This window comes from Streptomyces hokutonensis (assembly GCF_000376565.1).
Taxonomy (GTDB): domain Bacteria; phylum Actinomycetota; class Actinomycetes; order Streptomycetales; family Streptomycetaceae; genus Streptomyces; species Streptomyces hokutonensis.
Map to the genome: position 1 here is coordinate 154,063 of NZ_BARG01000018.1, position 25,012 is coordinate 179,074.

A 25,012-nucleotide genomic window follows, 5' to 3' on the forward strand; every position below is an offset into this window, starting at 1 on the left:
CGGATCGGGACCGGCCGGCTGTGTGGGCGGGGCGCGTGTCGGGGTTCAGGTGTGCTCGGGGCGGCCGAAGAGGAGGTCGTAGCCCGGGGGGAGCTGGAGCAGGATGCGGCGGGTGAGTTCCTCGCCCGCCGCATCGGCGGTCACGCTCAGTACGGCGCCGACGCCCCAGGCCGCGGTCTGTTCGGTGGCTCCCTCGATCCATGCCGCGGTCGCCCGCAGGAACCGCTCGGGCGGGAGGGGTTCGGTGGCCCGCAGCGGGTTGAGAAGGATCAGGGCGAAGGTTTCCGGGAGCCGGGCGGCCAGCTCGGCCCTGACCTTGCCCACCAGATGCGCGCCAAGCAGTGCGAGAACGGTGCGCGCGGCCCTCTCTGCTTCCTGGGGTGTGGTGTACTCGCCGCGTTCCCGCACGTGGTCGAGGAATGCTTCCCAGCGCATGGCCACCCGTGCCCCTTCTGCGTCGTTGTGCGAGGGAGGTAGCGCGGAGGACGGCAGTTGAGGGGGAGATCGATGCCCGTCCTCCGCCGTCGGTGCGGTCGAGGGAACTGGCTCCTCAGTCGCTGATCTGCCGGGGCTCGGACTGGCCGCCGATGGTGATCCTGCGGGGCTTGGCGCGCTCGGCGATCGGGATCCGCAGGGTCAGCACGCCTGCTTCGTAGTCGGCCGTGATGCGCTCGGTGTCCAGGGTGTCGGCCAGCACCAGCTGACGGGAGAAGACACCCAGCGGCCGCTCGGAGAGCTCCATCTGCACGTCGTCGGCCTTCGTGACCGGGCGGCGCTCTGCCTTGACGGTGAGCATGTTCCGCTCGACGTCGATGTCGATCGCGTCCTTCGCCACACCGGGCAGGTCGAGGGCGATCACGTACTCCTCGCCCTCGCGGTAGGCGTCCATCGGCATCGTCGAGGGCCTGGACCAGGTGCCGGTCACACCTGTCAGCTGCTGGGCGAGCCGGTCGAGTTCGCGGAACGGGTCGGTGCGCATCAACATCGCGAAAACACCTCCACAGGTCTGGCAGGAACTGCCAATGCGCTTCGTCTGACACCGTTGTAACATGTCATCCAAACGATGACAAGCAAAGTGTCATCCAAACGATGACGACTGAGAGGATCTTCATGGATGCCTCCCCCGAGCCCCGTGACCCCACCTCGTTCTTCGCCGCCGCGGCAGCGCTGAACACGATCAACGAGGCCGTCCACACCGCCCAGAACTCGCAGACCCCGCCACCCGCCGAGGGCGGGCAGGCCAGTTCCGAGGAGGCCCTGGCCGCCTTGCTCATGCTGCGCGAACTACGCGAGCAGCTCGCGGGGTGGGAACCCGGACTCATCGAGGCGGCCCGCGCAGCGGGCTCCAGCTGGGCCGACCTCGCCCACCCCCTGGGCGTCGCCAGCCGCCAGGCCGCCGAACGCCGCTACCTGCGCGTACGCCCCGGAACACCCGGCACCACCGGCGAACAGCGCGTACAAGCCACCCGCAACCGCCGCGCCGCCGACCGCACCCTCACCACCTGGGCCCGCGCCAACGCCGCCGACCTGCGTCAGCTCGCCGGCCAGATCACCGCCCTCACCGACCTCCCCGCCCAGGCCCACACACCCGTGGCTCGCCTCACGGAAGCCCTCGCCGACAACGACGCCGCCAACCTCATCGCCCCACTCGCCGCCACCCACACCCACCTCACGGCCAACCACCCCGACCTCGCAGCCCGCATCACCACCTTCACGCACCACGCCGACCAACTCGGCCAAACCGGCAGCGACCACCGCCGAACCACCACCTGACGTCCCGAACCGACGGCCCCACAGGACAACACGACGATCCCGACAGGGCCCAGGACAGGTGCCGACGAGGCGACCGGGCTGCGGACGTCGAGGAATTGCGTGCCGATCGCGTCGCGGGGGCGGCCGGAGCGGCTCATCAGCAGCGCTGTGGGCTCACAGGTGGAGTCGGTCGGCGAGCATCGCCATGGCGAGTTCGGCCCGTGAACCGTGCCGTGTGTGCGAACCGTCGGTTCTCGACGCTCTTCGCTGGCTGGAGGGCCTTCGCGACCGGGCCGCGGACCTAGAAGTAGTGTTTGCGCCCGCCGATCTTGCGACCGCTCGCCCCGAGAATCCAGAGGACCGCGCCGACCACGACGAGCACGCTGCCCACGGTGGTCAGGAGGGATATACCGACCAGCAGGCCGATGATGAGCAGGATGGCGCCAAGGACGATCATTTTGGTTCCGATCTTCAGATTCCTCGGTGTGGGCCAGAGCCCGGCCGGCCGCACTGTCGGCGGCTGCCAGATCCCTGTCGTGCCACCTACGTGTGCCCCGGTCTCCGCCGACAACGCCACGGTCCTTGAACCCCCCGTCCCGGATTCCTTACCGGGCCGGGCCAGCAGCGGGCGTGTACGCCGACGTACGGCGCCATCCGCTGTCCGCCGCTCGCCCGGCAGGTCCAGGAACGGGACCGGTCGGCGTGCGCATCGAGGCCGATGGACGGGTCAGAGGAAGCGTCGTATCGGCAGGACGGCCGTCTCCATGACGCGCTGGATCAGCGCGCGTCGCTTCCACCGGCCGGCACTGATGAGTTCGCTGTGCTCAAGGTCTTCCGTGAAGTGGCGGTCCAGCGTCGCGGTGAACGTGGGATCCAGCACGGCGAGCATGACCTCTTCGTCGTGGTCGAGGGAGCGACGGTTGAAGTTCGTCGAGCCGATGAGCGCCGTGGCCCTGTCGACGGTGACGACCTTGGTGTGGAGCATGGTCGGCTGGTAGTGGTAGATCTTCACCCCGCATGCGGTGAGCTCCTCGTAGTAGCGTCGGCCCGCGAGTTGGCAGACCCGCTTGTCGGTGTACGGGCCCGGCAGCAGGATCTCCACCTCGACACCTCGGCGGGCCGCGGCGCACAGCAGCTCGATGAAATTCGCGTCGGGTGCGAAGTAGGCGGTGGCCAGCCGGAGCCTTTCCTCGACCGTCTCGATCATCACGCGGAACAGGGTCTGCATGTCCTGCCAGCCGAAACTGGCCGAGCCCCGCACCACCTGTACCACGGCATCGCCCCGGGGGATGTGGTCGGTGAACCGGTCGCGGTCGTCGAAGAGTTCGTCGTGGCACTCGGCCCAGTTCTGGGCGAAGGCGGCGGCCAGCCCGTCCACGGCGGGTCCGCGCACCTGGACGTGGGTGTCGCGCCATTCCTCCGGGCTGCGCGCGTCGCCGCACCATTCCTCGGCGATGCCGACGCCGCCGGTGAAGACGGTCTCCTCGTCGACGACAAGGACCTTGCGGTGACAGCGATGGTTCTGCTTCAACGGAGACAGGTACAGCGGCTTGCGGAACCAGGCCACCTGCACCCCGGCCCGCTCCATCGCCTCCAACTGGTCCTTCTCGATGAGCCGGCTCCCGAAGCCGTCCAGCAGCAGCCGTACGCGCACTCCTTCCCGCGCCCGCTCCGCGAGCGCGTCGGCGAACTGCCGGGCGATGTCCCCCTTCCAGTACACGAACGTCATCATGTCCACGGTGTGGCGGGCGGAACGGATCCGGCCCAGCATGGCGCCGAAGATCTCGTCCCCGTTGCGCAACGGGAACAGCGCGTTGCCTTCCGTGGCCGCGATCCCTATGAGCCGCTCCAGCCGGCGTCTGGTGCGCCGGGCCCGATCGGCGAGGACGCCACCGACGTCCTCCGCGCCGCCGGCCTCATCGGACCTGACGGTTCCCGCCGTTTCGGCGGCTGCGACGGCTGCGTTCTGCGTGTTCGGCATGGCTGCACCTTTCCTGGACACCGAGTTGGGAGACAGAACCCGGATGCCCTCGTACTTCGCGGGCATCCGGAATGGCATGGCTACTGGATCGGCAACGGCACGGGGACAGGGACAGGCCCGCCGTGCGGCGAACAGCAAGATGGTCGCGGCGGCGGCCCGTGCGGGGTTCGTCGCCCGCGGGGTCATCTACGTACTGATCGGCGTCCTCTCCCTGCGGATCGCCTTCTCCGGCGGGGGTGAGCAGGCCGACCGGGGTGGCGCGATCGCCGAGATCGCCCAAAAGCCCTTCGGTACCGTGCTGTTGTGGTTGCTGGGGATCGCTCTGGCCGGGATGTCCCTGTGGCGGCTGTCCGAGGCCGCCTTCGGGCAGGCGGGCCCCGACGGCGACAAACCGGGCAAGAGGGCGATGGCGGCGGGCCGTTTCGTCTTCTACGGCTTCGTGTCGTACTCCGTGCTCTCCTACGCGGCCGGGGACAAGGGCAGCGGCAGCGGCAGTTCCGACAAGAACTCCCAGGACGTCACGGCGAAGGCGCTGGACTGGCCCGGCGGGCAGTGGATCGTCGGCATCGCCGGTGCCGCGGTGACCGCTGCCGGCCTGTGGATCGCCGTCCGGGCGATCCTGCGCAAGTTCGAGAAGCACCTCAAGATGACGGAGATGTCCCCGAAGACCCGTCAAGTCGTCACCTTCCTGGGCGTGTTCGGCGGCACGGCCCGCGGCATCGTCTTCGCCACCGCGGGAGGCTTCGCCATCACCGCGGCCGTCCAGCACGAGCCGGGCAAGGCCAAGGGCATGGACGACACCCTGCGAACGTTCGCCGACACCCCGGCGGGCCCCTTGCTGCTGATGGTGATAGCGATCGGCCTCATCGCCTTCGGGGTCTTCTCCTGGGCCAACGCACGCTGGCGCGACGTCTGAACTGCGGTACTACGCGATACACGCCGCCGACGCGGCGCGTGCAGCCAGGGGCACGCGAATCACCACGCGTCGGACTCGCCAAGGACAGGTTGGGTCCGGATACGTTCAGGCTGCGGGGCTCCGCCTGAGTCCGCTCTGGCCGACAGGGGCAAGGACACTGTGCAGTCCGGCAAGCCCCGTGACCAGTGTGAGGCGGTCGTCCAGGGGCATCGCTTCGATGGCCGAGGTCAGCTTCCCTTCGCGCTCGGCGCGAATCTGCTGCAAGTGGCGTCTGCCGGCGGTTGTCAGACGCAGAGTCACCTCACGTCCGCTGTCGGGGCTGGGCAGGCGCTCGATGAATCCGGCCGCCTGAAGGCGGTCGCAGAGCCGGCTGACGGAGGGCGGGGCGGCGCGCAGGAGTTCGCCGAGCGCCCGCATACGTATGCCGTCGTTGCGGTCCACCAGGCACATCAGGCGTAGCTGGGAGCTGGAGACCGAGCCCGTGGTGACGGTGTCGCGTGCGTGCTCCCAGAGCAGGTCGAGCATTTCGACGACATCGCTCGCCGAGAGAATCGCGTCCCGTGCGAGCCGGTGGGTGTCGGAGTTGCCGGCTCTCGGGAACCGGCCGATCACCGTACCTCGACGGTCCGAGTACAAACAGTTCTTCGCAGAGCTCAAGGCCGGGGGCAGCCCTCGTGCCCCGGGCCGAAAGGCTCCGGGACAGCTCAGTGTCGGCATCCGTCGAGAACTCAGGGAGGTAGCAGACCATGATCACCAAGAGGAGGGCCTACGGTCATGCTGCGACGAGCCCTGCTCTGGGCGGTGTGCACGTGATGTGCACGGCGTCTCGTCGCGTGGAACGCTGGCACAGGTCAGAGGCCGTTTTCGGCAGTCTCGTCACTGTCCCCGGCGTACGGCCCGGCTCGTCTGCTGGCGGGGTTCTGACCTGGATGTGTGGATCCGGCCGCTCTGAATGCCCAGGCCGAGACGGAGCGTCGGGAAGAACAGCGTCACACTGCGGCGCACGCGGAAACCCTGTGGTTCACGGGGCTGTTGGTGCTGGAAGGGCCGCTGTGCCGCAATGGACTGTTCCGCTGCGCACAACCTTCTGGAGAGCCGCCGGTCTGAAAGGACACACACCTGCGCGAGCTACTGGGGGGTAGTCATGCGACGGATAGGTATTGCGCTGGCCGCGACAATGCTGGCGGGCGGCGGGCTGTTGGCCGGCACGGTTCCGGCGGTGGCCGCGCCGACGGCCGTGGACTGTGCCGTGACGTGGGGAAGCCTGGACAAGTCCGGTGACTCCGTTGCCTCCAGGCGACTGGCCGACGTAAGGGCCGGACAGCACGAGTGCTTCGACCGTCTGGTCTTCGACGCCCAGGGCACGGCGGCCGGCCCGATCGGCTACACGGTCCGCTACGTCGACGTACTGCACCAGGACCCGAGCGACGTCGTGGTTCCGATCAAGGGCGGAGCCATTCTGGAGATCTCGCTGTTCTCCTCGCGCTACGACCCGGCGACCGGACAGCCCTACCCGCCGCTTCCGTCCGTCGACGTCACCGGGTACCGGACCTTCCGGGAGTTCAAGGTCACAGGCGGCTCCGAGGGATACACCCAGGCCGGACTGGGCGTCCGCGCCCGGCTGCCGTTCCGGGTCTTCCAGACGGCCAACCATCTCGTGGTGGACGTGGCTCACACCTGGTGACCCCGTACGGCCCGACTCGTCCGTCAACAGGGCTCCGACCTGGCCTTATGGGCCGGGTCGGAGCCCTGCACGCGTTGTGTGCCGGTTACAGCGCGGCGCGTTCCTTCAGCGGTTCCCACCAGGCGCGGTTGTCGCGGTACCACTGCACCGTCTCCGCGAGGCCCTGCTCGAAGGCCTTGCGGGGCTCGTAGCTGAGCTCCTCGCGGATCTTCGTGCAGTCCACCGAGTAGCGGCGGTCGTGGCCCTTGCGGTCGGTGACGTACTCGACGCTGGTCTCCCAGTCGGTGCCGCAGGCCTCGAGGAGGAGGCCGGTGAGCTCCTTGTTGCTGAGCTCGGTGCCGCCGCCGATGTTGTAGACCTCGCCGGCCCGGCCCTTGGTGCGCACGAGTTCGATGCCCTGGACGTGGTCGTCGATGTGCAGCCAGTCGCGGACATTGCCGCCGTCGCCGTACAGCGGGACCTTCTTGCCGTCGAGGAGGTTGGTCACGAAGAGCGGGATGACCTTCTCGGGGAAGTGGTGGTGCCCGTAGTTGTTCGAGCAGCGGGTCACGCGGACGTCCAGGCCGTGGGTGCGGTGGTAGGACAGCGCGATCAGGTCGCTGGACGCCTTCGCCGAGGAGTACGGCGAGTTGGGCTGCAACGGGTGCGTCTCGGGCCAGGAGCCCTCGTCGATGGAGCCGTAGACCTCGTCGGTGGAGATGTGCACGAAGGTCTTGATGCCCGCGCGGTGGGCCGCGTCGACGAGGGTGTGGGTGCCGACCACGTTGGTGCGCACGAACTCCGCGCCGCCGTCGATGGAGCGGTCCACATGCGACTCGGCGGCGAAGTGCACCACCTGGTCGTGCTCGGCCAGCAGCTTGTCGACCAGCGCGGGGTCGCAGATGTCGCCCTGCACGAAGGCGAAGCCGGGGTGCTCGCGCACCTCGTCGAGGTTGGCCGGGTTGCCCGCGTACGTCAGCTTGTCCAGGACGGTGATCGCGACGTCACCGGGGCCCTGGGGGCCGAGCAGCGTACGGACGTAGTGCGAGCCGATGAAGCCGGCGCCGCCGGTCACCAGGATCCGGGTGGAGGGGGCCGGAGCCGAAGGGGAGGTCATGAAGAGATCTGTACCTTGCTGTGGTCGCCGAGAACAAGACGGTGGGCCGCGGGGTTGCGGGGCGCGGGAGTGACCTGGACGTTGCGGCCGATGAGGGACACCTCGACCCGCCGTACGCCGGTGATGGAGGAGTCGCGCAGGACGATGGAGTACTCGACCTCGCTGTCGTCGATCCGGCAGCCCTCGGAGACCGAGGTGAACGGGCCGATGTACGAGTCGCTGATCACCGAACCGGGGCCGATGACGGCCGGGCCGACGATGCGCGACCCCCGGACCTCGGCGCCGGCCTCGATCCGTACCCGGCCGATGATCTCGCTGGACTCGTCGACGGTGCCCTCGATGCGGGGCTCGACCGTCTCCAGCACGGAGCGGTTGACCTCCAGCATGTCGGCGACGTTCCCGGTGTCCTTCCAGTAGCCGGAGATGGTCGTCGAGCGCACGTCCTTGCGCTGGTCGATCAGCCACTGGATGGCGTGGGTGATCTCCAGCTCGCCGCGCCAGGAGGGCTCGATGGACCGGACGGCCTCGTGGATCGCCGGGGTGAAGAGATACACGCCCACCAGGGCGAGATCGCTCTTGGGCTCCTTCGGCTTCTCCTCCAGGCCCTTGACGCGGCCGTTCTCGTCGAGCTCGGCGACACCGAACGACGTCGGGTTGGGCACCTTGGTCAGCAGGATCTGCGCGTCGGGGTGCTCGGTGCGGAACTCGTCGACGAGGCCGGTGATGCCGCCCACGATGAAGTTGTCGCCGAGGTACATGACGAAGTCGTCGTCACCGAGGAACTCGCTCGCGATGAGCACCGCGTGCGCCAGGCCGAGCGGCTTGTCCTGCGTGATGTACGTGACATCGATCCCGAGCTTCGAGCCGTCGCCGACGGCTTCCCGGATCTCCTCGGCGGTGTCGCCGACGATGATCCCGACATCCGTGATCCCGGCGTCGGCGATGGCCTCGAGACCGTAGAAGAGCACGGGTTTGTTGGCGACGGGCACCAGCTGCTTGGCCGATGTGTGGGTTATGGGGCGCAGGCGTGTGCCCGAGCCACCGGAGAGAACGAGAGCCTTCATGCGCGGAATCCTAACGGGGGCTCTGTCAAGCGACACTCCGGCCGGTCCACCACAGTTCGCAAAACCGTTCCATGGGCTTTGTGATCCGTTTGTATCCTGGTCCGTCACTTGCTGTGACTGCGGTGGGCCCGTCACCCGCTAGCCTTAATCGAACGTCTACCGAGCGGCGGCGTACGCCGGGTCCTGACGAATGATCCCCAGCAGCTGAGGCGGAAGAAGACACATGCCCATCAAGGTGAGCGTGGTGATCCCGGTCTACAACCCGGGCAAGTACATCGAAGACTGCATCGCCTCTCTTCTGCGTCAGAGCCTGCCGGACGACGAGTACGAAGCGATCTTCGTCAACGACGGTTCCACCGACGGCACTCCCGAGCGTCTGGACCGGCTCGCCGCCGAGCACGCGCACATGCATGTCATCCACCAGGAAGCATCCGGCTGGTCCGGCAAGCCCCGCAATACGGGTATCGCGGCTGCGAAGGGTGAATTCATCCAGTTCGTGGACAACGACGACTGGCTGGGCGACGAAGCTCTCGAACGTATGTACAACTACGGTGTGGAGAACAACGCCGACGTCGTCGTGGGCAAGATGGTCGGCAAGGGCCGTGGCGTCCCCCGCGAGCTGTTCCGCAAGAACCGCCCGCGGGCCAATGTCGGCAACGCTCCACTGATCGACAGCCTCACCCCGCACAAGATGTTCCGCAAGGAATTCCTCGACCGGCACAATCTCCGTTACATGGAGGGACGCCGACGTCTTGAGGACCACGTCTTCGTCGCCGAGGCGTACCTGCGGGCCGAGAACGTCGCGGTGCTCAGCGACTACCGGTGCTACTACCACATCAAGCGTGAGGACGCGTCCAACGCGGGCTTCCAGCGCTTCGACCCGGTCGGTTACTTCAAGAACCTGCGTGAGGCCCTCGACGTCGTCGAGAAGCTCACCGAGCCCGGCCCGCTGCGCGACAAACTGTTCCGGCGCTGGCTGCGCAACGAGATGGTCGAGCGCATGCGCGGACAGCGCCTGCTGAAGCTGCCGGAGGACTACCGGCAGGAGCTGTTCGACGAGATCCACAAGGTGGTGGTCGAGCGCTTCGGACCTGGTGTCGCGGCCGGCCTGCAGCCCACGCAGCAGATCGTCGCGGGACTGATCGCGGCCGACCGGCTGGCCGACGTCGAGGAGTTCGCCCGGTGGGAGTCGGGTATCAAGCCCTCCGCTGTTCTTGACGAACTCGGCTGGGAGGACGGCAGGCTGACGATCGGTTTCACCGCCGAGTACAGGTCGGGCGGCGCGCCCGTCACCTTCCGTGCCGATGGCGAGAAGGACCTGCTCGTTCCGCCGTTGCGGCAGACCAGCCTGGACGCCATCGCCCTGCTCGGTGCGAACACCGCCGCTCCGCTGGCCAGGTCGAAGGTGGACCTCGTCCTGCGTGAGCGTTCGACGGCCGCGGAGTTCTTCCAGCCCGTCGATCTCACCCGGGAGAAGGTCGCCGTGGAGGGGCAGGAGGGATACTTCCGCCAGGTGCTGCGTGCCGTCTCGCGGGTGGACCCGCTGTCGGCGGCGAACGGCGCGGGACTGGACGCCGGTATCTGGGACGTCGTCATCCGCATCAGCTCCTGCGGGTGGTCCAAGGAGGCCCGCCTCGGTTCCGTCCGCAGCGAGGAGGCGGGGCGCGGGCGCGGCGGTGCCGTTGTCGGTTCCCCGGCCCACCTGGTGCTGCCGTACTGGACCGACCCGCAGGGCAACCTGTCACTCGACGTCGACCAGCGGACCGACCGGCTGCCGTACGAGTTCGCCCATCTCGCCTCCGCCGACGTCACCGTGACGACGGACCCGGGCCGGCTCGTCGTCGTCCTGCCGTTCCACGTCCAGGGCGAGAGCGAGGCGGCCCTGAAGCTGACGAACGTCGCGAGCGGTCGTGCGGTCGCCCTCACCGCCACGCTGACCGCCCGCGTGACCGGCGACGCCGACCTGAGTGCCGACCTCCCGGTCGACGAGTTGACGGACGGCCAGTGGCGACTGGAACTGACTCCGCCCTCGACCGGGGCCGGCAGTCCGGTGGCCCTCCCGCTGGCCCTCGATGTCTCCGCGAGCGGAGATGTCGTCGTCAGACGTCTCGCTGCCGCCGCGGCCGATCTGGCGGCGAAGGATCCGGGACGCCGCAGGCCGGCCCCCCGCCCCGCGGCCTCGACGATCTTGCGCCGCGCCGCGGGCAAGGTCCGTCGGGCTCTGAAGAAGTAGCGGGACCGACCGGGGCACCCCGCGCGGCGTCCGGAGGCCGCTACGGCTTCGGTACCTGAATGTCCGTACTGCTCAGCGTCTGCGGCCTGTCCGTGAAGACCCTCAGCCGCACCCGCAGGTGGGCCCGATCCGGCAGGGAGTAGCGTCCCGTGCTGGGCACCAGGACGTAACGCGCCGACTGGTGCGGGCGCAGCACGGCAGGGCCCTCGCGCACGGTCCAGTACGAGGAGGTGCTCTCGCCGGTGCTGGAGGCGAAGTGCGGAGTCAGCGCGGTGTCACCGGAGTTGGTCGCCCGCACGGTGAGCTCGTGGATCCCGCCGCTGTCGCCCCGTACGCCACTGACGGTCAGCCGGATCGGTGGCCCGCTCGCGGCGGCGACGGCCACGCACACGGCGGCCGGCGCCAGCACCGCCGCCGCCGTCATCGCGCTGACGGCCCGCCGCCGGCCGAACGGCAGCCGGGGCTGCCAGGCCGAGGCGAAGTCGGAACCGGTGGCGGTGGCCGCGGCGGCGACCCACAACGGGGTCATCATCAAGTAGTAGCCGTCCTGCGACCGCGTGGCCAGGTAGAACGCGCACCAGGGCAGTACGACGGCGGCCGGGCCCAACCGCCGTACGAAGAGGGCGAACAGCACGAGCAGTCCGGCGGCCAGCAGCATGCTGGCGTACGAGTAGAAGTCCAGGCGGCTGCTGCCGTCGGTGAAGTAGTAGGACAGGCCCATGATGCCCTGGCCGTGGGGTACTCCGTGCTGGGTGAACGGCAGGGCCAGGCCGGTGATCCAGGCCCGGGGGCTCTGCGCGATGAAGTAGGCGTTGGCGGCCAGGGCCACGACCGCGGCGATCGCGGTGAACCGTGCGACCACGCCGAGCGCCGCCCGCGCCGGGAGCTCACCGCGCCGTACCGCGTAGACCCCGACGAGCAGGAACGGCGTGAGGAACCAGGGCAGTTGGTGGGTCGCACACGCGGCCCCGAGGAGCCCCGCGCGCACGATGTCCGAGCGGTGAAGTCGTCCCCCGGCGCCGATCGAGGGCCAGTTGATCACCACCGGGATGAGCAGGACGAGCGCCGTGATCGCCGGGTAGCCCATGGCCGCGTACCCCTTGAGCATGGGGAAGCCCAGGCAGACCGCCGTAGCCGCCGACCGCCACGGCGTCGGCAGCAGTACCCACAACGTCGCCGCGCCGACGATCAGCAGGACTGTCGGGACGAACGTGATCGCCTTGGCACCGATCAACGCGTACACGGGAGCGTTCAGCAGCACCGCCAGCGGCGGATACGCGAAGGAGTAGTCCGCGCCGCCCGACATCGTCTTCGTGACACCGACGTGGCTGCGCTGGAACACCCACGGCCACTCGTGCCCGTACACCGCGTGGCCGTGCACCAACTCGTGCGTGGCCTGCGTCATCAGCACCGTCTCGTCGTTCATCGCGCTGCCGAGGGCGTACGAGCACATGGTCAGCACGATGCCCAGGAGCAGCACCCCCGCGTCGACCAGTACGAGAGCGCGGCGGTTGCGCACCGCGAGGGCCAGGACGCCCAGGATCAGGATCCCGGCGTATCCGAGCATGATCACTCCGCCGACCTTGGGCCGGGAGGCGATCGCCGTCGACCATTCGCCGCGTGTGCCGATGAACAGGCTGATGACGGCGAGCAGGGTGATCGCGCGGTGCAGCGGCGCAGGGCTCGCCGACTGCGACGGACTCGGGTGGATCAGCGGGGCGTGGGTGGCGATACCGCCGACCGTCTTGCTCATGTGGGGCACACCTCAAGCAGTGCAGATCGTGGTCAGATGAGACTGCTCTTGTAGTAGAAGCTCGCCATCTTATCCGTGGCGGTTGCCGAACTCTCCGAGGCGAATCCCATGACCAGTCGGCAGGCGGCCGTGTTGCTGGTGTCCGGGATCTGAATGGCGAGGCCTTCGGGTTCGCGGAAGTAGAGGCTTTGGGCGGCTTTGGTGAGCTGACGGTCGCTCACGGAACCGGTGTTCCAGTCGATTCTGGTGATGTAGGTGTTGCCGTCAGGGTTGGTGGGCGTCGTCGTTGTGGAGTTGGCGTATGTGTACGCGTTTCCGTCGAGCATGTACAGGTACTGGCCGAGGCTTGTGAAGCCCTGGAAGTCGGAATAGGCGCTGCCGGTCGGCTGGGTGGCCGTGGCCAGCGGAGTGAATGTGCCGGATTTGAAGGTGGCCAGGTCGTAGAGGCCGAATTTGAAGACACCGCCGACCCGGTACCGCACGGCCAGGCGGCTGTTGACCGGGTCGATGGCCACCGTGGTGCGGTCGGCTCCGGAGACCGGGCTGAACTTGGTCAGCTGGGACGAACCCGTGGTGAGGACCGTGCCGTTGGCGAACTTGAAGCGGGCCAGCTTGCTGCCCCAGCCGTTGGTGTTGCCGCTCGAATCGGTGGAGGCGACGGCGTCCGTCTCGGTCCACAGATAGGCGCTGTTGCCGGACGGCTCGGCGGCTATCTGAACGCCGTGGCCGAAGCCTTTGAGGTACATGCGGCCGATTTCCGCGCCGGTGAGATCGAGTCGGGTCACGACGAGGTCGCCGTTGGCCGAGCGTTCGTCGCCGGTGTACTGACGGGATTCGCCGGGGAGTTGTCGGGATCCCTGGACCAGGCCGACCGTGTAGATGTGCTTGTTGGTGTTGTCGAAGGAGAACGACTGCAGGACGCGTACGTCCTGGAGACCTATTTCCCGCAGCAACTCGCTCGACGACGCGGTGAGGTCGAACTTCGTGGACGAGGCGACGGCCGCGGAGGCGGTGCCGCTGCTCACCGCGACGGCCGCTGAGCCCACCACGGCCGTACCGAGCAATCCCCCGGCCCATTTGACCAGTTGTCTGCGGCTCATCTCCGAAAGAGCGTCGCGCATCCCGTCTTCCCCCTGAAGCTCTCCTTGGTTGTGAGGAGGGATTGAAGCATCAGGTGATCTCGTGACGCCAGACCCGGCTCGGTGCTGGTTCACGGAGGCGTGGAGTGTGACTCAAGTCACTCAAAGGGTCTGCTGAGGCTTGGTGCGGTCTGCTGTTCTCTGTCCGTTTTATTGATCTTTCCCTGGATGTTTGCTGCCGGTTAGGTTCCGCTTCTGCCTTGTGACCGGGCTGTGGGTTCGAAGTGAAAACCACAGGTCGGCGTTGTTGCGGCCACGTGCCATGTCTGGTGGGGGATACGGGATGCCGTCGCTGTTGAAGAGCCTGGTGCTGCTCGTTTTCGGCACGCTGGTGACGGGTCTGTTGTCCGGTGCGCCGGCGGTGGCCGCGTCGCAGTCGGCGACGTCACATGTCGTGCGGACGCCGGCGGTGCCGACGCGATCCGCCTCGGCCGTTCGCAAGGACGAGTCGGACCCGACACCCACCGGGCCGAGCAAGTCGTCTTGGCCGAAGGCCACCGGCGCTCTGGTGGACCTGAACGGCGTCGAGCCCGGCAAGGAACTGGCCGTGGCGCCCTCCGGCGCGGTGGTCGACGCGGCCGGAAGCAGCGCGGACGCGAAGGCCGCGGTCGTGTCCGTCGGGCCTGCGGCTTACCGCGACCTGCTGAAGAACGCGCCGGATTCAGGTGTGTCGGGCGGCTCCGGGGCGGCGAGGGCGGAGTCGGCGGCACCTGCCTCGGTCGACGTCGAGGTGCTGGACCGCAAGGCGGTGGCCCCGGCGGGCGGTGTCGGGCTGGGAGTGCGGCTGACCCGCAAGGACGGCGTCAAGTCGGCGGGCCTGGTGCGGGTGAGCCTGGACTATTCGGGCTTCAAGAACGCCTACGGCGGTAACTTCGCCTCGCGTCTGCGGCTGGTGAAACTCCCGGCGTGCGCACTGACCACACCGAAGGCCAAGGGGTGTTCGCCGGGTGACCGCAAGGTCGTGGAGGCGGCCAATGACGTCAAGAGCGGCACGCTCACGGCGACGGTCCAGGCGGACGGGGATCCGGCCGGCGTTCCACTCGATCAGCAGTCGCTGGACGGACTGACCCCGGGCGTGTCGACGCAGTTGGCACGTTCGGTCCCGCTGGAGGCGTCCGCCGACGCGTCGGGGACGGTGTACGCGGTGGCGTCGGGGTCGTCGTCGGACGCGGGGGACTACCGGGCCACGCCGCTCAGCACATCCGGCTCGTGGAGCGTGTCGCCGGGATCGGGCGGCTTCAACTACTCCCTGCCGATCCAGCTGCCGAAGCCACCGACGGGTGAGGCGCCGGATCTGACGCTGTCGTACAACTCCCAAGCCGTCGACTCCCTCACCTCCGCCGCCAACACCCAGGCCGGCCAGGCGGGCTTGGGCTGGGACCTGAACCCGGGCTACATCGAGCGCCGTTACCGCCCCTGCCGCACCGACGGCATCTCCACGGTCGGTGACCTGTGCTGGGACTCGCCGAACACGGCCAAGGAGCCGGACGGCGCGATGTACGTCATCAACTTCAACGGCCACACCTCCAACCTGGTCCAGGACGGCACCGGCACCGGCTCGTACCACCTCCAGGACGACCCGGGCTGGCGAGTGCAGCACCTGACGGGCGGGCACGGCGCGGACGACGAGTACTGGGTGATCTCCGCCCAGGACGGCACCCGCTACTACTTCGGCTGGGGCCGCAGCGAGCGGGACAAGGTGCAGAACGGCACCGACGTCTACACCCACTCCGTGCTGACCGTGCCGGTCGCGGGCAACGACGCCGGCGAGCCCTGCCACGACGTGTTCCCCGAGCCCTGCGCCCAGGCCTGGCGCTGGAACCTCGACTGGGTCGTGGACCGGAACGAGGTCGAGAACACCTACTTCTACGAGAAGCAGGCCAACCGCTACCGCTCCTGGATCAACACCGACAAGGCCCGCGACTACGACGCCTCCTCCTACCTGGTGCGCGTGGAGTACGGCTGGGCCTCCCAGCTGTCCGGCGCCCAGCTGCCGGCGAAGGTCGAACTCAGCCACGTCGGCCGCTGCACGCAGCGCATGACCGACGACCCGCTGGCCCACGACCCCGGCGCCTGCCCGTCGATCTGGACCAGCCCGTCCTCGTACCCCGACGTGCCGACCGACCTGATGTGCGACACGGGTGACGACTGCAGGTCGATCACCGGCCAGACGGCGTCGCCGACGTTCTTCAACACCGACATGCTCTGGGACATCAAGACGTACGTCCGCGGCTCCGACACCAACACCGTCCAGTCGCAGATGACGTGGGACCCGGCGATGCAGTACCAGATGAAGTACGGGCTGCCGAACCCCGACGGCACCATCGGCAACCAGCTGTGGCTGGACTACGTACAGCGCAAGGGATACGGCGACGGCCCCGACCTCACCCTGCCGACGATCAACTTCAACGGCGAGTGGCTGGACAACCAGGTCGGCTCCAGCCTGCTGAACTTCCGCAGGGTCAACCAGGTCCACGGCGACCTGGGCTCGTTCGTCAACGTCTCGTACGGCTTCGCCAACGCCTGCACCTCCGACAACCTGCCCACCGAGTCCAGCAACGACATGGACTGCTTCAAGCAGTCCTGGACGCCGGAGGGCCAGACCTCCGCCACCTCGGGCTGGTTCAAGAAGTACCTGGTCACCAGGGTCGAAGCCGACCCCGGTGTCGGCAAGGGCGCCTCCGACGACGGTGACCCGGTCATGACCACCACATACGACTACAACGGAAAGCCCGCCTGGGCGTTTCCCAACGACCCGCTGACCCCCGACAGCGACGAGTCGTGGACGGACTGGCGCGGTTACCAGCAGGTCGAGGTCCACTCCGGCACCAAGGCCAACGCGGCCTCCACCTACTACTGGCTGTACCGCGGCATGGACGGCGACCGCACCTCCAAGACCGACTCCTCGGCCACCCGCAGCGTCAGCGTCACCGACGGCCAGGGCACCTCCTACACCGACAGCGCCTGGCTGCGCGGCAAGGTGATCGAGACCAGCCAGCGCGACGGCGCGGGCAGCTCCCATCAGCGGGTCTTCCACGACTACTGGGTGCATGACACCGCGGTCTACGACGGCCTGCCGGACGCACGCTTCGTACGCGAGACGAAGACGACCACGTCCACGCTGGTCTCCTCGGGCTGGCGGGACCACGTCCTGGAGGATCAGTACGACGCCACCAGCGACACCAGCGCCAAGTTCGGCCTGCCGCTGCGCACCAACGACTGGGGCGAGGTGAACGTCGACGACAACCGGTGCACCGTCTACGGCCGCGCCTACAACACCGACTACTTCACCGACTCGAAGGTGCAGCGCTGGATGGTGCTGCCGGACGAGACCATCCACCACAGCTCCGACTGCGCGAGCCGCACGGACGCCAACCGCGACGCGTACCAGGTGAACCTGTACGACAACGCGACCGACGTGGCCACGGACAAGCCCACCGACGGCAACATCACGAAGGCCCTCGCCTACGACACGGCCTCCCACGCACGCACCACCACGACCGGCTACGACGCGGCCGGCCGGGTGAAGTCCTCCAGCGACGGAAAGACCAACGTCACCACCACCGTCTACAACTCGCCCAACAACGCCTGGCCCACCGACGGCGTCGTCGTCACCTCGCCCGACCCGGACGGCAGCGGCGCGCTGACGGCGCAGACGACCACCACCTGGTACTCGCGGCTGTGGGGCAACCCGTACAAGATCGTCGACGCGAACGGCAACCAGACCCGCGTCGTCGACGACTCGGTGGGCCGCGTCTCCCAGGTCTTCAAGCCCACCGAGATCGCCAACTACCCCGACGGGCACCCGTCGATGGCGTTCTCGTACGACATCCCGACGGCCACCAACTCCGACGGCGTGCCGACGCTCGTCACCGGCGCCGCGCTCGTCACCAGCAAGACCCTGCTGAGCGGCACCACCGACCTCGCGAGCCACGTCTACTACGACGGTCTCGGCCGCACCCGCGAGACCCAGAGCCCGGCGCCGGGCGGCACCGGCCGCACGGTGGTCGCGACCCGCTACGACACCTCCGGCAACGTCACCGGCACCTCCTCGGCGTTCTACAACGGCTCCGCGGCGGGCAGCGGCATGGTGCTGCCGACCGTGGCGACCCTGCCGTCGTACACCGACCTGCTCATCGACTACGCCGGCCGCACCACGCAGTCACGGATCCTGGTCGACGGCGATCCGCAGATCCAGGGCCAGACGATCACCAACTACCACGGCGACTACACCACCACCGTCCCCTCGGTGGGCGACCGCACGAACACCTACACCGATGTGTACGGCCAGGTGTCGAAGGTGGTCGAGTTCGGCCCTTCGACCTACACGACGGTGTACGAGTACACCCGCAGCGGCCAGCTCTCGAAGATCACCGACGCCAAGGGCAACCTCACCACCTACACGTACAACTGGCTCGGCGAGCGCATGACGACGACCGATCCCGACGCGGGCGGCTCCTCCACGGTGTACGACGACGACGGCCAGCAGCTGACGACCACCGACGGCAACGGCACGGTGCTGTCGTACGGGTACGACAACCTGGAGCGCCCGACGACGGTCAAGCAGGGCAGCACGCTGCTGACCGAGACGAAGTACGACACCGCGACCGGCGGCAAGGGCGAACTCGCCTCCGCGACCTCGTACGACAGCGCGGGCAACGCCTTCACCGAGGCCGTCGACGGCTACGACGCCCGAGGCCGCCAGACCGGCACCACCGTCACCCTCCCCAACGCGGGCGCCGGCGCCGGCCTGAACGGCAGCTACGACTTCGTCTACCACTACGACCAGGCCGACCACCGTACGGCGGTCGACTACCCCGCCATCGGCGGGCTGAAGGCGGAGACGGTCACCACCGGCTACGACAGCCTCGGCATGGTCGACAAGCTGACCAGCCCGTTGGCGACGTACGTCGGCGCGACCGACTTCGACACCCTGGGCCGCCTCTCCGGGCGTACCTACGGCAGCGGCACCGACACCACCAACACCCCGGTCACGGCGCGCCGCAGCTACACCTACGACGACGCGACCGGCACCGGCTGGCTGAAGAACATCACCTCCACGACCAGCAAGGCCGGCAGCACCCCGGTGCAGAACGACGACTACGTCCGGGACGCGTCAGGGCAGATCACCGACCGCACCGACGAGCTCACCGGCCAGCACGAGTGCTTCACGTACGACGAGCTGAACCGCCTCACCCAGGCATGGACGACGGCGGTCTCGACCGGCTGCACCGGCGCCTTCACCCCTGACCTGACCAGCACCAACGACCCGTACCAGCTGGCGTACACCTACGACGGCCTCGGCAACCTGCAGAAGGAGACGTCCACGACGTCGAGCGGCTCGACCGTCCGTGACTACGTCTACCCCGGCTACTCCGCCGACCAGCAGAGCTACACCGCGGGCGCGGCCCAGCCGCACGGCGTCACCAGCGTCGTCACATCGACCGGCACGGACACCTACGGCTACGACGACGCCGGCCAGATGGACTCCCGTACGGTGAACGGGGTCGCCTCCACGGTGCACTGGTCGTCGCTGCACAAGGTCTCGTCCGTGGTCACGGGCTCGAACACGACCAGCTACGTCTACGACGCCACCGGCAACGTGCTGCTGCGCAACGCCCCGAGCGAGAAGGTCCTCTACCTGGAGGGCCACGAGATCCACAAGACGCCGAGCGGCTCGGCGACGGCCAGCCGCTACTACTCGGCGGACGGCGCGACGGTCGCGGTCCGTGTCGCGGACGGCTCCGCGAACGGCGCGCTGACCTGGCTGCTCAACGACGGCCAGGCGTCGACCCAGCTCATGATCACCACGGTCGGCGGCATCGTGACCCGCCGCCGCTATCTGCCCTTCGGCAAGCAGCGCGGCTCCACCGCCCTGCCGGCGGCCATGGACCGCGGCTTCACGGGCAAGGCGGAGGACGACTCCACGGGCCTGTCGATCCTGGGCGCGCGGATGTACGACCCGTCGCTGGGCCGCTTCCTGTCCACCGACCCGGTGAACACGCCGTACGACCCGGAGACCAACAACCCGTACACCTATTCCGGCAACAACCCGACGAACTTCAGCGACCCCGCGGGACTTGACCCGGGTGGTACGCAGGGCACCTGCCTCTACGACATTTCACTGCCCTGCTCGAAGCCGAAGCCGAAGTCGACCGGCAGCGGCAGCAAGAAGTCGTCGACGGTGACGTCCGTGGTCGTCAACGGCACGGGTGCCGGGGTCAACGCCAGCACCAACATCCTTCCGCGGCTGTCCAACGCCCAGCGCAACGCAAAGTGGCTGCGCAACTGGGCCCGCAGCCAGGGGTGGTCGCTGAAGCCGAACAGCAATGTCGAGAAGTGGGGCTACGTCGACGCCGACGGCAACTTCAAGTGGATGATGGAGCTGAAGTTCGAGGCCAGCACCACGAGCGGACTTCAGGGGGGCAGTCAGTTCCCGAGGTTCACCGGGCGGACGGCCAACGAGGGCGAGTACACCAACCCGTTCACCGGCCAGAAGGGGGCGAAGAGCGCACTGGTGCCGGAGTCGAGCACACCGGGCTCCAACCTCAAGCACATCCCCCTGGACGAACCGTGGGCTCCGAGCGGGAGCATCGACCTCAGGTCGGCCGCCAGGGTCGGCGGCAAGTTGGTGCTGGGCGGGGCCATCGCCTACGACATCTACGATGTGGCGACGGCACCGAGCGGCGAGCGCACGCAGACGGCGATCCACGACGGCGCCAGCCTGGCGGGCGGGCTCGCGGGCGCGGGTGTCGGTGCCGAGTACGGTGCGGAAATGGGCGCCGCCTTCGGCTCCGTCATACCGGGCGCCGGAACCGCCGTCGGTGGCGTGGTCGGAGGCGTCGTGGGCGGTGTGGTCGGCGGCGTGGTCGGCAGCGGCATGGGCGAGACAGTCGTGGACGGGATCGAGGATCTGTTCTAGATGAGAAGCTGGCTGGCGAGGTTGCTCAAGAAGGACCGGCCCCGCGATCCTGCCGAGGACTCGGCGACGGTCTCGTCGCCGGGTCCGGTGTGGGCCGATCCGGAGATCCCGGACGACGAGCGCGCGGTTCTGCTGGTACGCCTTCTGGAGGACCCCGCGGCGCGCGAGGACGATCGGGAGGACGCGGCGTCGGATCTGGAGTTCCTCTCCGGACCGCTCGTCGAGAAGGCCTTGATGAGGGCGGTCCGGGACGGCGCCTTCAACAGCGTCCTGGCCCAGCACAGCGCCGAGTCCCTGGCCGGGATCTGGGCCAGGGAAGGCCACGTGGACCCCGCCTTCCTGGCGGAGCTGCGCGGCCTGGCGAAGGCGGAGGTCTTCGGCATCCTCGGTGCACGCGCCCCGCACCTGCTGCCCCCTGACGCCCACCCGCGCGAAGAAGGTCCGTGACGTCTGCCCTGAGGTAAGTCCGTGAGGGATATCCGGGATCGCCCTTGCTGTGAATTCCTCGTCCCCGCAGTCGCTATTTGTTTCCCGTGAAGTCCCTCTTGGTTTTCCAAGAATTCATGTTTGATCAAACTCCCTTGGTTGGATCTTGGGCAGATCTTGACCGTGTGCGCTCAATCCACGTAGAACTTGTGACCAGATGTTGAAGCATCGTGGCTACGGGGGCTGTTGTGGCATCAGTTGTGACGCACCGTCATGTTCGCGCGCGCAGACGGCGGTTGAGAGATATCGCGGGGTTCGTGACGGCGATGGCCGTTCTGGCGGGGATTCCCGCCGTCGGTGTCACCGCGACCGCCTCGGCGGCGCACGCGGATTCGCTTTCCGAATCCTCCGGGGACAACACCCCCGAGGCGGAAAAGGCCGCCGCGAAGGCGGTGGCGACCGGTGAACGCGTGGAGATCGTCGGAAAGCGCACGGAATACACGTCGACTTATGCGAATCCGGACGGCACCACTTTTTCCCTCAGCATGTCCACCGCGCCGGTCCGGGTGAAGCAGGCCGATGGATCGTGGGCCGCGCCGGACGCGACGCTGGAGCGCCGGGCGGACGGCACGGTCGGTCCGAAGGCGGCCGTGGCGGACGTGTCCTTCTCCGGCGGCGGGGACGGTGCCGACCTGGTGACCGTCGAGGAGGGCGGCAAGTCGCTGACGGTCGGCTGGCCGGGCGAACTGCCCGAGCCGAGGCTGGACGGCGCTTCGGCGGTGTATCCGGAGGTGCTGCCCGGAGTGGACCTGCGGATGACCGCGACCGGTGAGGGTTATCGCCAGGTTCTCGTCGTCAAGTCGGCCGCCGCGGCGAAGAGCGACGAGCTGAAGAAGCTGGACTTTCCCGTCGAGGCGCGGGGGTTGACCCTGCGGGACGGTGGCGGTGGCGGCCTGGACGCCGTCGACGCCAACGGCAATGCCGTGTTCCGCACCCCCACCGCCCGGCAGTGGGACTCCGCGGGGGACGCGTCGACGTCCGGAGCGTCCACCATGTCGCTCCGTACCGAGGACACATCCTCGGCCACCACCGAGGACCCGACCGCAGACAACGGCGATTCCACGCCCGACCCCACCGCCGGCCCCAGCAACGGCGACGCCACCGCCGTCCTCCCCGTGACCTCGGACGCCGACTCGATCACCGTCGTGCCCGACGCCGGGCTGCTGACCGGTGACGACACCGTGTACCCGGTGTACGTCGACCCCGACGTGACCTGGGGCGAGGCGGAGCGCACGCTGCTGTCCTCGGACGGCGACACCTTCTACAACTTCTCCGGCGGCAGTGACGGCGAGGGCATCGGCTACTGCGGGACGTATGTGACGGGCGGCATCGGCTACTACTGCGGCTCGGGCTACAAGCAGCGGATGTACTTCGAGTTCGCGCCGACCGCGCTGCGCGGCAAGCGGGTGCTGGACGCGACGTTCCGGGTGACCGAGCGGTTCTCGATGTCCTGCGAGCGGACGGTCGTACAGCTGGTCCGGACGCCGAACATCTCGTCGGCGACGAACTGGCCGGGGCCGACCAGCAATTGGGACGTGATGGGGGACCGTACGGTCGCGGCCGGCCGCGGTGACGCGTGCACCCCGAGCCAGCCGGACGCGCCGATCGAGTTCAACGACGACCCGACGCAGAGCTACGAGAACCTCACCAGCACCGTGAAGTCCTTTGCCGCCGGCGGCTTCTCGCGGCTCACGCTGATGCTGAAGGCGGGCAACGAGTCCGACCCCAACGGCTGGAAGCGGTTCGACGACGACGCCGTACTCGATGTCAGCTATGTGGGTCTGCCGGGTGTGCCGACGAGCCCGGTCGTGGGCACCTCGTGCGAGACGGACCCGGCGGACCCGGCCTGGCTGTCGAACCCGAAGCCGAAGTTCAGCGGTGTGGTGCAGACGGAGGCGGGCGGTGAGAGCGGCGCGAATCTGCGGGCCCACTTCACCGTGCAGGAGAAGCAGAGCGACGGGACCTGGGACCTGGTGACCGAGCCGGTCCGGCCCTCCTCCGGCTATGTCGGCGACGGAGTGAAGGTCACGGAGGACTCGCCGATCACGCTGAAGCAGAACACCCCGTACCGAATGGCGGTGTTCACGCGCTCCTACTACAACAGCGGTGCGAACAACATCGAGGCCCACAGCACGGTGACGACCAAGGGCTGGTGCTACTTCACGATCGACTCGACCCGGCCCAAGGCGCCGACGGTCACCAACCCGGCCGGCTCGCTCTACGACGTGTGCCCGGCCGAGGGCGACGGATGCGGGGCCGCGACCGGCGGGCCGGGGAAGTCCGGCGCGTTCGTCTTCACCAAGAACGCGGCCGACGCCAACATCGTGGCGTTCGAGTACAAGCTCGCCACCGACACCAAGTGGACCAAGGTGGCGGGCACGAACTCGGTGCTCCGCTCGGTCAAGCCCGTGTTGTCCGGCCTCCAGGTGCTGTACGTACGGGCGGTGGACAGCGTGGGGACGGGGCAGTCGGGAGACACGACGGCGGTCCGGATCAATGTCGCCGAGAGCAAGGGCGCCTCGGCCCGGTGGAACTTCAACGACAGCGCGGTCGGCTCCGGCGAGACCAACGCGTCCGACTCCGCGACGACCGAAGGGGTACGGCACCCGGCCACCCTCTACAACACCGGCGCGGGCTGGTCGGGCCTCGGCCGCCGCGGTTCGCAGGACAGGTCGCTGGTGCTGAACGACAACTCCGACGCCACCCGGCAGACGGGGTACGCCGCGACCGCGGGACCGGTGGTCAACACCCAGTCCTCGTACACCGTGTCCGCCTGGGCGTACCTCACGGACGACACCGTCTACCGGGGTGTCATGTCGCAGACCGGCAGCGACAGTTCGGGCTTCGTCCTCTACTACTCGGGCGGCGTCAAGCGGTGGATCTTCCGCTTCAACTGGAGCGACAGCACGGGACGGCACTTCGTCACCACGGGTTCGACCGCCGAGGGCGTGCCCCTGAAGGTGTGGACCCACGTCGCCGCCGTCTACGACGCCGACGCCAGGACCATCCAGCTGTACCTCAACGGCCGTGCCCAGGACCCCCCGGTCGCCGTGCCGGCCGGCGGTGAGGTCCAGACCCCCGACGGTGCCCTGCAGATCGGCCGGGCCAGCTATGTGTACGGCACGTACACGCAGTACTGGAAGGGCCGTATCGACGAGGCCGCGGTCTTCCCGGAGGCCCTTCAGCCGTCGGACATCGCGAAGGAGGCCAAGCTGCTGGACGCCACCGGCACCGCCACCGCCACCGAACTCATGGCGAACTGGAATCCGCAGGGCGCGACCGGCACCACGCTGGCCGACTCCCTCACCGGGTACGGCCGTTCGCTGACCCTGTCCGGGGGCGCCGCGCTGGACGGTGAGTCGATCGTCCTGGACGGCGTGAACGACGCGGCCACCGTGGCGGGACCGGTCGTCGACGACACCGGCTCCTTCACCGTGACCACCGAGGTCGAACTCGATCGGGCCGCCCTGAGCACCAGAGCGGTCGGCTACGTCGGGCAGGTCCTCGGCCAGCGCGGCGCCGACGGTTCGGCCTGGGGGCTGTGGTACCAGCAGACCGGCACCGAGACCTGGTTCGACGACGACGGGAACCTGCACGAGGACCCGGCCGGGTTCTGGAAGTTCGGCCGCCGCAACAGCGACGGCAGCTTCGACGCGGTCACCTCCGACAGCACCGCCCTCACCGGCGCGGTCCGCCTGACCGGGGTGTACGACGCCCAGGACGGCACGATCCGGCTCTACCTGGACTCCACGCGCAACGACGTGGAGACCGCGTACACGGCGAAGGCCGGCACGGGCGAACTGGCCGTCGGCAAGGGCTACGTCGGCGGGGCCTGGGGGTACTACCTGCCCGGCCGGATCAACGACATCCGGATCTGGGTCGGCGCCGCCGCGGACAGCGACCAGGTCGACACGATGATCGGCTGATCTCCGTCGGCCGGCCCGGGTACCACCCCGGGCCGGCCGACGCACCGGCACGTCTTCCGT

The 25,012-nt window shown here is 68.6% G+C and carries 16 protein-coding genes; 7 read left to right on the plus strand and 9 right to left on the minus strand.

Going from position 1 to position 25,012, the window contains the following annotated elements:
- Window positions 1–45 precede the first annotated feature (45 nt).
- Both SSP08S_RS08885 and SSP08S_RS08890 read right to left on the minus strand, forming a co-directional pair.
- Window positions 46–435 (minus strand): DUF2267 domain-containing protein, encoded by a 390-nt coding sequence (locus SSP08S_RS08885; protein ID WP_019067229.1) that lies wholly within the window; start codon window positions 433–435, stop codon window positions 46–48.
- Window positions 436–550: 115 nt separating this feature from the next.
- Window positions 551–985, minus strand: coding sequence for an Hsp20/alpha crystallin family protein (locus SSP08S_RS08890; protein ID WP_019067230.1), 435 nt, complete (start codon window positions 983–985; stop codon window positions 551–553).
- Window positions 986–1,110: 125 nt separating this feature from the next.
- On the opposite strand from SSP08S_RS08890, the gene SSP08S_RS08895 reads away from it, so the two are divergent.
- Entirely contained in the window at window positions 1,111–1,773 is a 663-nt protein-coding gene (locus SSP08S_RS08895; protein WP_019067231.1) for a hypothetical protein, read from the plus strand.
- A 280-nt stretch (window positions 1,774–2,053) separates the two neighbouring features.
- On the opposite strand, the gene SSP08S_RS62485 is transcribed toward SSP08S_RS08895, so the two are convergent.
- Together SSP08S_RS62485 and SSP08S_RS08905 are read right to left on the minus strand one after the other, a co-directional pair.
- Window positions 2,054–2,209 carry a hypothetical protein gene (locus SSP08S_RS62485; protein ID WP_019067232.1) on the minus strand — a complete coding sequence of 52 codons (156 nt, stop codon included), beginning with the start codon at window positions 2,207–2,209 and terminating at the stop codon, window positions 2,054–2,056.
- A gap of 270 nt (window positions 2,210–2,479) precedes the next feature.
- Complete coding sequence (locus tag SSP08S_RS08905) at window positions 2,480–3,733, minus strand: phospholipase D-like domain-containing protein (RefSeq protein ID WP_019067233.1); 1,254 nt, start codon at window positions 3,731–3,733, stop codon at window positions 2,480–2,482.
- 76 nt (window positions 3,734–3,809) lie between these two features.
- On the opposite strand from SSP08S_RS08905, the gene SSP08S_RS08910 reads away from it, so the two are divergent.
- Entirely contained in the window at window positions 3,810–4,649 is an 840-nt protein-coding gene (locus tag SSP08S_RS08910; RefSeq protein ID WP_026178317.1) for a DUF1206 domain-containing protein, read from the plus strand.
- Between the two features lie 105 nt (window positions 4,650–4,754).
- On the opposite strand, the gene SSP08S_RS08915 is transcribed toward SSP08S_RS08910, so the two are convergent.
- Window positions 4,755–5,261, minus strand: coding sequence for a MarR family winged helix-turn-helix transcriptional regulator (locus SSP08S_RS08915; protein WP_019067235.1), 507 nt, complete (start codon window positions 5,259–5,261; stop codon window positions 4,755–4,757).
- A 532-nt stretch (window positions 5,262–5,793) separates the two neighbouring features.
- Between SSP08S_RS08915 and SSP08S_RS08920 the strand changes: the two genes are divergently transcribed.
- Entirely contained in the window at window positions 5,794–6,333 is a 540-nt protein-coding gene (locus SSP08S_RS08920; RefSeq protein ID WP_026178318.1) for an AMIN-like domain-containing (lipo)protein, read from the plus strand.
- An 85-nt stretch (window positions 6,334–6,418) separates the two neighbouring features.
- On the opposite strand, the gene rfbB is transcribed toward SSP08S_RS08920, so the two are convergent.
- A complete protein-coding gene (gene rfbB, locus SSP08S_RS08925; RefSeq protein ID WP_019067237.1) occupies window positions 6,419–7,429 on the minus strand; it encodes a dTDP-glucose 4,6-dehydratase in 1,011 nt (336 codons plus the stop codon).
- Window positions 7,426–8,493, minus strand: a complete 1,068-nt coding sequence (locus SSP08S_RS08930) for a glucose-1-phosphate thymidylyltransferase (RefSeq protein WP_019067238.1) — start codon at window positions 8,491–8,493, stop codon at window positions 7,426–7,428. The genes rfbB and SSP08S_RS08930 overlap by 4 nt, the downstream gene beginning before the upstream one ends.
- A gap of 223 nt (window positions 8,494–8,716) precedes the next feature.
- On the opposite strand from SSP08S_RS08930, the gene SSP08S_RS08935 reads away from it, so the two are divergent.
- Window positions 8,717–10,726 (plus strand): glycosyltransferase family 2 protein, encoded by a 2,010-nt coding sequence (locus SSP08S_RS08935; RefSeq protein WP_019067239.1) that lies wholly within the window; start codon window positions 8,717–8,719, stop codon window positions 10,724–10,726.
- Window positions 10,727–10,766: 40 nt separating this feature from the next.
- On the opposite strand, the gene SSP08S_RS08940 is transcribed toward SSP08S_RS08935, so the two are convergent.
- Both SSP08S_RS08940 and SSP08S_RS08945 read right to left on the minus strand, forming a co-directional pair.
- Window positions 10,767–12,479: a hypothetical protein gene (locus SSP08S_RS08940; protein WP_019067240.1), complete on the minus strand. Its 1,713-nt coding sequence runs from the start codon at window positions 12,477–12,479 to the stop codon at window positions 10,767–10,769.
- 32 nt (window positions 12,480–12,511) lie between these two features.
- Entirely contained in the window at window positions 12,512–13,600 is a 1,089-nt protein-coding gene (locus SSP08S_RS08945) for a phage baseplate protein (protein ID WP_019067241.1), read from the minus strand.
- A 301-nt stretch (window positions 13,601–13,901) separates the two neighbouring features.
- Here SSP08S_RS08945 and SSP08S_RS08950 point away from each other — a divergent pair, with 301 nt between their 5' ends.
- From SSP08S_RS08950 to SSP08S_RS08960, 3 genes are all read left to right on the plus strand, one after another.
- On the plus strand, window positions 13,902–20,540 hold the full coding sequence (locus SSP08S_RS08950) for an RHS repeat-associated core domain-containing protein (protein ID WP_019067242.1): 6,639 nt from the start codon (window positions 13,902–13,904) through the stop codon (window positions 20,538–20,540).
- The gene (locus SSP08S_RS08955) at window positions 20,541–20,987 is read left to right on the plus strand and encodes a hypothetical protein (RefSeq protein ID WP_019067243.1); all 447 of its coding nucleotides are present in this window, start codon (window positions 20,541–20,543) and stop codon (window positions 20,985–20,987) included.
- Window positions 20,988–21,292: 305 nt separating this feature from the next.
- Window positions 21,293–24,952, plus strand: a complete 3,660-nt coding sequence (locus tag SSP08S_RS08960) for a laminin G domain-containing protein (RefSeq protein WP_019067244.1) — start codon at window positions 21,293–21,295, stop codon at window positions 24,950–24,952.
- Window positions 24,953–25,012: the final 60 nt, after the last annotated feature.

Coding starts and splice junctions, on each gene's coding strand:
- SSP08S_RS08930 (WP_019067238.1), bottom strand. CDS start 8,493: ATGAAGGCTCTCGTTCTCTCCGGTGGCTCGGGCACACGCCTGCGCCCC.
- SSP08S_RS08890 (WP_019067230.1), bottom strand. CDS start 985: ATGTTGATGCGCACCGACCCGTTCCGCGAACTCGACCGGCTCGCCCAG.
- SSP08S_RS08945 (WP_019067241.1), bottom strand. CDS start 13,600: ATGCGCGACGCTCTTTCGGAGATGAGCCGCAGACAACTGGTCAAATGG.
- rfbB (WP_019067237.1), bottom strand. CDS start 7,429: ATGACCTCCCCTTCGGCTCCGGCCCCCTCCACCCGGATCCTGGTGACC.
- SSP08S_RS62485 (WP_019067232.1), bottom strand. CDS start 2,209: ATGATCGTCCTTGGCGCCATCCTGCTCATCATCGGCCTGCTGGTCGGT.
- SSP08S_RS08940 (WP_019067240.1), bottom strand. CDS start 12,479: ATGAGCAAGACGGTCGGCGGTATCGCCACCCACGCCCCGCTGATCCAC.
- SSP08S_RS08950 (WP_019067242.1), top strand. CDS start 13,902: ATGCCGTCGCTGTTGAAGAGCCTGGTGCTGCTCGTTTTCGGCACGCTG.
- SSP08S_RS08905 (WP_019067233.1), bottom strand. CDS start 3,733: ATGCCGAACACGCAGAACGCAGCCGTCGCAGCCGCCGAAACGGCGGGA.
- SSP08S_RS08935 (WP_019067239.1), top strand. CDS start 8,717: ATGCCCATCAAGGTGAGCGTGGTGATCCCGGTCTACAACCCGGGCAAG.
- SSP08S_RS08920 (WP_026178318.1), top strand. CDS start 5,794: ATGCGACGGATAGGTATTGCGCTGGCCGCGACAATGCTGGCGGGCGGC.
- SSP08S_RS08895 (WP_019067231.1), top strand. CDS start 1,111: ATGGATGCCTCCCCCGAGCCCCGTGACCCCACCTCGTTCTTCGCCGCC.
- SSP08S_RS08885 (WP_019067229.1), bottom strand. CDS start 435: ATGCGCTGGGAAGCATTCCTCGACCACGTGCGGGAACGCGGCGAGTAC.
- SSP08S_RS08910 (WP_026178317.1), top strand. CDS start 3,810: ATGGCTACTGGATCGGCAACGGCACGGGGACAGGGACAGGCCCGCCGT.
- SSP08S_RS08955 (WP_019067243.1), top strand. CDS start 20,541: ATGAGAAGCTGGCTGGCGAGGTTGCTCAAGAAGGACCGGCCCCGCGAT.
- SSP08S_RS08960 (WP_019067244.1), top strand. CDS start 21,293: ATGGCCGTTCTGGCGGGGATTCCCGCCGTCGGTGTCACCGCGACCGCC.